General features: G+C 57.0%; 9 protein-coding genes and 1 pseudogene. 6 read left to right on the plus strand and 4 right to left on the minus strand.

All coding sequences use genetic code 11. The features are described 5' to 3' along the window. Nucleotides 1–280 precede the first annotated feature (280 nt). Nucleotides 281–601 (minus strand): CcdB family protein, encoded by a 321-nt coding sequence (locus AWB69_RS44310; protein ID WP_062093090.1) that lies wholly within the window; start codon nucleotides 599–601, stop codon nucleotides 281–283. Beyond that, the gene (locus AWB69_RS44315; RefSeq protein WP_062093099.1) at nucleotides 601–843 is read right to left on the minus strand and encodes a type II toxin-antitoxin system CcdA family antitoxin; all 243 of its coding nucleotides are present in this window, start codon (nucleotides 841–843) and stop codon (nucleotides 601–603) included. Before AWB69_RS44315 ends, AWB69_RS44310 begins: the two co-directional genes overlap by 1 nt. 292 nt (nucleotides 844–1,135) lie before the next feature. Between AWB69_RS44315 and parS the strand changes: the two genes are divergently transcribed. The 6 genes from parS to AWB69_RS44345 all read left to right on the plus strand — a co-directional run bounded on the left by parS (nucleotide 1,136) and on the right by AWB69_RS44345 (nucleotide 6,628). Then, entirely contained in the window at nucleotides 1,136–1,576 is a 441-nt protein-coding gene (gene parS / locus AWB69_RS44320) for a type II RES/Xre toxin-antitoxin system antitoxin (protein ID WP_062093091.1), read from the plus strand. After that, nucleotides 1,576–2,049, plus strand: coding sequence for an RES family NAD+ phosphorylase (locus AWB69_RS44325; RefSeq protein ID WP_062093092.1), 474 nt, complete (start codon nucleotides 1,576–1,578; stop codon nucleotides 2,047–2,049). Before parS ends, AWB69_RS44325 begins: the two co-directional genes overlap by 1 nt. Nucleotides 2,050–2,833: 784 nt before the next feature. Next, complete coding sequence (locus AWB69_RS44330; RefSeq protein ID WP_062093093.1) at nucleotides 2,834–3,418, plus strand: DUF7713 domain-containing protein; 585 nt, start codon at nucleotides 2,834–2,836, stop codon at nucleotides 3,416–3,418. A gap of 199 nt (nucleotides 3,419–3,617) precedes the next feature. After that, on the plus strand, nucleotides 3,618–4,817 hold the full coding sequence (locus AWB69_RS44335; protein WP_062093094.1) for a hypothetical protein: 1,200 nt from the start codon (nucleotides 3,618–3,620) through the stop codon (nucleotides 4,815–4,817). Nucleotides 4,818–4,906: 89 nt separating this feature from the next. Continuing rightward, on the plus strand, nucleotides 4,907–5,098 hold the full coding sequence (locus AWB69_RS44340; protein ID WP_062093100.1) for a hypothetical protein: 192 nt from the start codon (nucleotides 4,907–4,909) through the stop codon (nucleotides 5,096–5,098). Between the two features lie 159 nt (nucleotides 5,099–5,257). Next, entirely contained in the window at nucleotides 5,258–6,628 is a 1,371-nt protein-coding gene (locus AWB69_RS44345; protein WP_062093095.1) for a hypothetical protein, read from the plus strand. Nucleotides 6,629–7,523: 895 nt separating this feature from the next. On the opposite strand, the gene AWB69_RS44355 is transcribed toward AWB69_RS44345, so the two are convergent. Continuing rightward, the gene (locus AWB69_RS44355) at nucleotides 7,524–7,757 is read right to left on the minus strand and encodes a hypothetical protein (RefSeq protein WP_231937448.1); all 234 of its coding nucleotides are present in this window, start codon (nucleotides 7,755–7,757) and stop codon (nucleotides 7,524–7,526) included. A 101-nt stretch (nucleotides 7,758–7,858) separates the two neighbouring features. Next, nucleotides 7,859–8,355, minus strand: a pseudogene (locus AWB69_RS44360) (DDE-type integrase/transposase/recombinase); the annotation flags it as partial. Between the last annotated feature and the right edge of the window lie 182 nt (nucleotides 8,356–8,537).

An 8,537-nucleotide genomic window follows, 5' to 3' on the forward strand; every position in this document is an offset into this window, starting at 1 on the left:
GCTCCGCCGCGCAACAGACAGGCTCACGTCGGGAACACAACAGCTCTACAGAGAATGGTGGCGCCTGTGGATAACTTTCTCGTTATAAATAAAGGAAGAGTCGAAGAAAAAACCTTCGCAACACGACGCCCTAGGTGCCAAGAATCAACTTTTAGTACGAACGTTCTTTTTCTGCTTCTGCCACCTGATTGGATCTGATGGGCTGCAGGGTTCAGCGCGAACACCGCAACACTTCCGGCATCCGTCAAGTCAGCGACGATTGCTCCACCATTCTTGTCAGTCAATAGGCGCCGAAGATACGGTCGAGCGCGGCCAAGATGGCATCGCGGCGATCCGCAAGGAAGCCGATGCGCCTGCCGAGTGCGTTCAACGGAACAGCACTCATGGCAGGCGTGTCGAGGAAATGTTTCTCGCCATTGATTTCGAAGACGGGCAGCAAATCGGGCGGTTTACCCGAGAATCCGAGATCCGAGATAGGTCGAAGAGGAATCACGATGCGCGTGGGCAAGATTCCGACATGCGTACTCTGCACGTCGAGCAGGTACGGCGCAAGGCGCCGCGTGTCATCGTCGGGGTTACCGTAGAGATCAAACCGCGCCATTAAAACGTCTTGTACTTCGCGAGCGGCAGCCCGTCGCGTTCAACCATCGCCGTGTATGCTGCGACCAACTCTGCATTGTCGTCAGCCCAACGGCGAGCCTCAGTTTCCTGGATTTCTTCGCGCACACCACGCTCACTCGCGCGCGAAAGGTTGATCCCGAGCTCCTTGGCCCGATCCAGGACTTCAGGCGGCAACGTGACGTTCGTGGACTTGCGCGCCCGGACTTCGAGTGCCTTACCCATGCGCATCCCCATGTTTGAAAACATGTGCATTATAGTCCACATGCACGATCGCCAGCAGGATGCCAGATGATTGGCTTCCGATACGACCGTCTGCCGGCTCATGCAAAGCAGTAAGCACCCCTGCCGGTGCGCCAACTTATGGCGCGAGAGTGGAAACGAAATGGCTCTCTGCCCTTCCTCTGACGCGCACACCTCCAATCCGATGAGTTAGCGTCCCCATGCTGCCATTTCCGCAGAGCTCTAAAGCCGCCATTTTGGTGTAAAATAGATGCCAAATGGCAGGAGGTGAATCGTGAGCGCTATAGAGACTGTTTCAGCAGACGCGTTGCTTGGCGGGCGCGCGGTATTTGCCCGCGCGCCTCGGTCGGGCCTTGAATGGGTCGATGTGGTCCGTCACGGCATCTCCTCGAGGGCCCTCGATTCAATGCTGAAGTCGATCAGCTTGTCGCAGGCGGAACTTGCACAGGCACTGGACATCCCCGAGCGGACCTTGGCGCGGCGCAAGCGCGAAGGTGTGCTCAGTCGCGAAGAGTCGGCGAAACTGCTACGGCTCGCGCGGACGGTGGCCCGGGCCGCCGAGGTATTCGAGGGACTCGACGCCGCGCTCAATTGGCTAAAGACGCCCATCGACGCTCTTGAAGGTGCGACACCGCTCAGTCTTATCGATACCGATATCGGGGCTGATAGTGTGATGGACACATTGGGCCGCATCGAGCATGGTGTGTTTGCTTGATGCGCACGGTATGGCGAGTGGTCACGCAACGATACGCAGATACGGCCTTTTCGGGGGAAGGCGCGCGGTTGTATGGCGGACGGTGGAACCCCAAGGGCCTTGCGATGGTTTATACGGCTCAAACGCAGTCGCTTGCTCTACTAGAAATGCTGGTGCAGGACGCGCCACTTCATGCGAGCTATGTGATGATTCCAGTTCGCGTGCCCGAGCAAATCGTCGCGCACATCGACCAAACTACATTGCCTGCTGACTGGCGCGAGCTTTCCGCGAGGAATGACCTTCAACAAATCGGGGCGGCGTGGATACACTCGGGAACGAGTGCCGTGCTTGCAGTTCCGAGCGCGGTCGTTCCTGCTGAGTTTAACTATCTACTCAATCCTGCTCATCCCGATTACGCGCTCCTCGAGATCGGGACGCATCCGGAGTGGCTGACTGACCAAAGGTTGATGCGGCGCGCGACCGGGCCCAGATAGCGCGCCTTCCACCCTCTTGCTGGACGAAGACGTCTCTGCATTTTGTGGTGGCGTCTCTCACACATGACGCGTGATAACTAGTACGGACAGATGGGCTAAAATTGAGTCCGATTCGATGTCGGATGATTTTCCTCCATTGCAAGACGCATTGTTGGGAGGACTTTACAGGCCTGTTCTGCTAATCGTACTGGCCTGGAAGCAGGACGTCATTTTCAACACGTGGTTTTCGGCTTTCCCCCGGCTCACTACCTAGCGCGTCACCCTCCTCGATCCATCTCCGTTTCGTCCGACGGTCTGCGGTCGGCAATCGCTCACATCTAGGCGTTCAACATGGCCACCGTTCAATAATCCGGTCGCAATCGACGCTTGATAGTCAAAAAATAGGATATCAAAATAATTTAAACTAGATACAATTATCGATAATTTGTTCGTATTGGTTATTAATAAACGACCCCAATCCGATGGCATAAGCTAACCCAACAAGACAGCGATTTAATCGCTCATCTCGCGGTCGGCGCTTGGCCGACCGCGATCAGTCATAGCGCGACGCAATCCGCACGCTTAGTCTTTTCGCAGCAAAGAGTCTAACCAGTTGCCGATGGTTGCCCCCAAGAGTCCTCGATGTCGTGCATGTTGCCCTTGGCGTGTCGTCGCGAGTGCCTTCTCAGACGTGACAAAATAGGCACATCGCAGACAAAGCAGATCTGTTGTGCTGCAGCACGCCACCGCGAGGTGGCATGCGGTGCGCAGCGCGCTGCATATCCGATTCACCACGAGGTCCGTCATGTCCGTCAGCCAATGCGCAACTTGCGGCGCCATCGTGCCGCAGTACGACACCGTCAATACCGTCAGCGAGGGACACGGCGACCGGTTATTGTGCACCGCCTGCTTCAACCGAGAAATGGCTCACCACACCGGTCTTGATGATTTCGGTGAAGTCAAGTTTAAACCGGTGCACCTGTCCGATGCCAATGGAACCGTCCACGAGTTCCATATTCGAAGTCTTTTGTTTGGCGACAAGCTTTCTCTAGAGGCATTTGACTCGACGACCGAGGAAGAACCATCGGGATATCGCTTTCAGATCATCGGCGATCCGCTATCGGATCAATTCGTCTTGCTGGGAAACCTGATTGAAAAGATGCGCCGTTTGCTTGCGGTCGCCCACATAAAGGATAGCGATCTCGGATTGCAGATCGTCGACGAAACCGTCCGCGGCAGAATCGAATGGGACGGCATCGAGGATTCACGTCAGCCATGCGTCGTCATAGATGGTCGCCGCGTCGAGTGGGACGAACTCGGACGCATGCTGATGCCGTTTGAAGGGTGGCAGTTCAAGCTCGAAGTGCGCGATCCGAGTGACGAGATTTGAGGGGTGGTGACTGCAATCGAGGTCGATGTACTGCCGCGGAGTCTCGGCCGGTCACGCAATGCGAATCTAACTGATGCCGAGAGCCACGTGGGCCGATGCCTGGCCCGTTGATTGAACAAGTTCGTGCCTAAAACCAGACTTGACATGGTTTGAAGTTCGATCCGCCTGTCCAGCCCTGAACGCGTCTACGAAATAAGTCATGAGCGAATATCAATACTATGAGTTTGCCGCGGTTGACCAACTACTGACGGAGCAAGCTCAATCCGAATTGAGAAGCCGCTCCACACGAGCGACGATCACAGCATCGTGCTTTATCAATGAATATTACTGGGGCAATCTGAAGGGTGAACCGCTTGACTGGGTCGAGCGGTTTTTCGACGCTCATGTCTATTCCTCGAGTTGGGGAAATTGCCGCCTGCTGCTCCGTATCCCACGGGACGTCATCGACGCGAAGCTCATACTCGACTGCGTAGGTTCCCCGACTCTCTCGGCGAGTGCTTCCATGCCGACGGCTTTTGCGGTAAATCGAACCGCTCAGCACTCGATTCTTGACTGGTCGTTCAACGACGATTCCGGCGAACACGCCAGATTTTATGAACAGGCAGACGGTCCGGGTTGGATGGCAAGGCTGTTGCCTTTGCGTGATGAACTACTAAGCGGCGACACACGCCCCCTGTACCTCGGCTGGCTCGCCCGGCTAGGCAATGGCGAACTCCGCGACAGCGACTGTGAACCCCCCTTGCCCAACGGGCTGCAAACACTGACGCCTGCGCAGGCGTCATTGGCGGAGTTCATGATGCTCGATCCAGACTGGCTCGCAGCTGCAGCCGAAACCAGCCCGCCTCTGTCGGCCGACGTCGACGACGACGCGCGCTTCGAGCCATGGTTGCTTGAACTCACCGCAGCGGAGATGCGCGATGCTTTACGCCAACTGCTGCGTGGGAACGCTCGGGAAACCGAACGTGGTTTGCGCACTCGGTTTCTAAACTGGGATCGCGCTCGTAATCCCGGCGCCCCCGAGCCAGTGACGCGTCGGACGGTTGCTGAAATAGACGCTCGACGCGATGCTGCCCGCGCGCTTCGACTACGTCGCGAACGGGCAGCCAATGACGCTGCAGAGGTGCGCCGTATTGCCGAACGTCGCCGCTACCTGGATTCGCTGGTCGAGCACGAAAGCACGACATGGGAGCGTATCGACACCACACTACAGCGCGGGTCCGGCCACGCATACGGTCAGGCGTTCCAACTTCTTCAGGATCTTGCAGAGGCCTACGCATGCGTCAAGAACGACGCCGCATTTCGCAGAGGCCTCGTTCGTTTGATGGCGAAACACGGGAACCGTGGAGCGTGGGTGAAGCGCCTAATGAACGGCGGCTTCATGTGGACGCCGAAAACGTAAGCCGGAACGCCACCGTAAAAGGAGCCAGCAAACGGTCCGCGCTGATAAAATCCGGCGTGACAACGACCTTCACCGGACTCTCCCCCATCATGGACTATCGCGTCAGCTACGAGCACAGCCTGGCGAGCGCGCCCGACGACTACATCGCCAAGGTTCCGTCGCAGCTTGTCGAAGGCGCGCCCGCGAACATTCCGCGCGCCCTGCTTCCCGAGTACATCACTGATCTCATCCTGAAACGCTCCATGCGCATCGGCAAGATTCACCATCTACGAATTATTTAACGAACGCTGCCCCTCGATCCTGACATAGAGGTCACCGACACAAGACAGTCAGCACCCGGGTTACGAGAATGGCTCATCGCCTTACGGCAAGTCGCGTGTCAACACCCTCGCCTATAATGCCAAAACTGATAGTGATTTCACGGCGGGGAGCCCCACTTTATGAGTCAAGCACACGGGCGATACTCGGGATCTCGAGACAATGGCCAGCGTCAATCGCGCCAACCTTCAAAAACGACATCCCACCGACAGAACAAGCCATACGTAAAAGCTCCGCCTACTCGAGACCCGGCACAGACGGCGTCCATTTTCAAAACGCGTTCGTTTAAATTGTTGGTAGACGCGGTGGGCGCGGAGAATATCGCACTGGGACTCGACTCCAACTTAACGCGCGTGGCCGAATTGGTAAACGGCGAGAGATTCACGCCTGAGACAGCCTTTCATATCGAAACGACGCTTGGGCTACCCGATGGGTTTTTCGATCAGCCCAATCCTGTCCTCACGCCCGAGATCATTGGGCGCTTGAGGTCACCACTAGACTTCATTCATGCGAACGCCGAACCCGAAATTGCGTACGAGCAAGTGTTGAAGCCGGCTCCTATCACGCAGGCCAATCACCCCCCTACCCTAACCGATCGTTTGCCCAGAGAACCAGAAATGCCAAAGAAGACAAATGGCGGGTCGCCACGGGCCGTCGCGAAAACCAACGCTACGGCGGCGAAGCCTGCCACGGCAACCCCGCTGAAATCGGCACCTGCGAAAGTCAAAGCGTCTTCAAAGTCGGGGGCTCAGCAAACCTTGTCGTTGAACGACGTCGCAGCTTTGGAAAACATTCGTCGCGCTAACCTGCACGTGCTTACGTCCCGCAAAGGATCGAAGGTGCGGCTCGGCGCGGTGATGGAGATTAGCGACTCCAACATGGCCAATCGTTTCTACGGACAGAAACGTATGAACGATGCCGAAGCAAACCGGTTCACGGAACGCCTTGGTTTGGCGACTGGCTGGTTGGACGTTCCGCGTTCAGTAACGGACATTCCTGAGTCGGTGTCGGATTTGCTTGTTCCCCCGTCGCGTCGCCATGCATCCGATCAGCAAGAACTGCCACCCGCGATTGCGCCAAAAGCGACCGCAGCGAAGAAGTCTGCGGGTACGAAGGCGAAAACTGCGGGTGCTCGACTCGCCCTACCCCCTGATGCGGATGGCGCAGGCGGTCCCACAGGCGTCGCCGCCGAGACGAATTCGGTCATGGGGCAACGAGATCAAGCGGTCCCGTCCGCCGCCAAACCGGCGATTCGGGAACCCGTTGATAACGATGTCTCGTTCTCCGCCGCCCGTCAGCAGTTTGCGCCAGCTTCCGTAACGCAGGTCATCGCAGAGCCGCGCCGTCTCACTTCGGCAACCAGCTTGGACAATCTACAAGGTATCGAACCGATAGCCGAGGCACTGATAAAGACACTCGCCGGCAAAGCACGTACTGGTCGCCTGGACGAAATGAAAGCCTTGGAACTATTGCGACAAATCGTGTCGCTCTGATTTGAATCGACATCGCAATTAATACCACCGGTCGGATGTTTTGGGAGGCTCACCACGATAGCCTGCGAGGACGGTTCTCGCTGGTTTGCGCGTGCGGCGCCGAAAAGGTTCTGGAATCTCGGAGCCTAAAGTACCGCAAGACCTTATCGTGCGGCTATTTGCGCCAAATTGCGCCAAATTGACATCGCGCCCGGTCATCGCTTTGGCCGGCTCACTGCGTCTTATTATGTGAATTGCTGTACGGCCCTGTCTGTAACGCTCGATTCAGACTGATACTCTTCCGATTGAGTTTGCTCGCAAAGTCATAGATTTGGCTCAGAAGTTTGTCGAAACACTCGATACGGAATCACGGCACGAGTCATACACAGCGCTCGCTGCGGAACCCTCTTACGTGAAGATTATGGAATTCCTTTTTGGTCGGACTTCAATCCGGCGGGGCTCGACGATGCGTAGGTTTTCCTTGACGTTGAGACGGCAAAGCGAACACCACCAATGATTAAGTTTCCGCAACATGAGTGCGAATTTCGACGCGTCGACGTATATCACGCGGTGGTAATCGCCTCAATCGACGACTGCGCCGCGGCGCGCATTCCCCGGTGGGATCCGTCAACGATGAATGGCGGATCGCCAGCGGATGAGTCGGCAACCTGGGGTGCGCTTGGTTCGCCGCCAGCCGACTATCACTAGGCGCATTGCAGCCCGCATCCCAATGCTTAGGTTTGCGAAATATAGACACTGGACGTAATAACAGCGGCGCGAGGCGCGTCGTCGGTTTTATGCGTTCATTGCGCAGTGACCTTTTTCCGTGAACGCCTCGGTGACCTTAACCTGCAATTGCGAAGCCCCGACCGCATTACAACAGCGGGACACCCTCAGGTTTTGTACCGGGACGTCATCAAGCTGATTGCGCCGCTGTTAGCTTGGGGCCACCGCGCAACGTCGCAACTGCCGCTTCCGGCTCCTTTCGCCTGTCGCTGACCTGCTCAATGCCATTTTTCAGCACCGATTCGCAAAATGCTAATCGCGCGCGGTAGTAGTCCGCGTGTACTTGTGCGTCAAGAATTCGTTGCTCGGCTTGAAAGAGCTCCAGACGTAGTTCAGGCAAAGCCTTTTGCGCCTGCTGCTCCACAGTAGGCGCGTAACGTGCCTCCCAGTTCGCTATCCATCGCAACGGCTCTGTCAAGTTGATGGGCGTAGGCTACCTTTGTGGATAAAGCATGGTTATCCTTATTAGACAACTGTCTCAGCTGCGGCAGTGACAGTCCAGCCATACCATGTGGCGAAGCGTTCTTGGAGTACGGCACGATGATATGCCGCGCTCATCTGATGTCTGGGCAACGCGAAGTGCTGTCGGATCGGGCCGAAGCATGAGAGGAACGCCTGCGTGCGACGCGCATCGCGAAAGCTGCACATCTGGCGTTCGCGCCTGCGGGTCGGCTGGTGGCTGTTCTCGGCACGATTGTTCACACGTGCAGCCGCTTTGACGAAAACGTGCTTCACATGAGCGAGCTCGGGAGTTTCAGCCTTCGCCGCTGGATAGCTGCGCAGCTGGTCGGTAACGATTTTGCGCGGCACCGGAGTTGAACGCAGCACCCTCCGGAAGAAGCGCTTTGCCGCGGCCTTGTCGCGCCGCTTTTGCACCAGCAACGGATTGTTTCGTACGTGACCACGACACCACGCTCGAGCAACAACTCCTCGATGTCGCGCAGGCTCAGGCTGAACCGGAAGGCAGTATGACTTTGCGTGAGGCAGGGGCTGGCCCGCCGTGGGGAAACTGAACGCGGGTTAGCATTGCTGTCAGAGCCGCACGGGCGTGGACTGGTCCGCGCCCGGGCGATTTCCTCCACGGAGGCCAGCATGCGAAACGATAGCACGGTGTACGTTGGACTGGATCTTCACAAGGACTCCA

The sequence above is a fragment of the Caballeronia udeis genome, assembly GCF_001544555.2.
In the GTDB taxonomy this organism is placed as follows: domain Bacteria; phylum Pseudomonadota; class Gammaproteobacteria; order Burkholderiales; family Burkholderiaceae; genus Caballeronia; species Caballeronia udeis.

Excerpts from the sequence above, each read along its gene's own strand:
- AWB69_RS44325 (WP_062093092.1), top strand. The coding sequence starts at position 1,576 with ATGCGCACGGTATGGCGAGTGGTCACGCAACGATACGCAGATACGGCC.
- AWB69_RS44310 (WP_062093090.1), bottom strand. The coding sequence starts at position 601 with ATGGCGCGGTTTGATCTCTACGGTAACCCCGACGATGACACGCGGCGC.
- AWB69_RS44345 (WP_062093095.1), top strand. The coding sequence starts at position 5,258 with ATGAGTCAAGCACACGGGCGATACTCGGGATCTCGAGACAATGGCCAG.
- AWB69_RS44340 (WP_062093100.1), top strand. The coding sequence starts at position 4,907 with ATGGACTATCGCGTCAGCTACGAGCACAGCCTGGCGAGCGCGCCCGAC.
- AWB69_RS44335 (WP_062093094.1), top strand. The coding sequence starts at position 3,618 with ATGAGCGAATATCAATACTATGAGTTTGCCGCGGTTGACCAACTACTG.
- AWB69_RS44315 (WP_062093099.1), bottom strand. The coding sequence starts at position 843 with ATGGGTAAGGCACTCGAAGTCCGGGCGCGCAAGTCCACGAACGTCACG.
- AWB69_RS44330 (WP_062093093.1), top strand. The coding sequence starts at position 2,834 with ATGTCCGTCAGCCAATGCGCAACTTGCGGCGCCATCGTGCCGCAGTAC.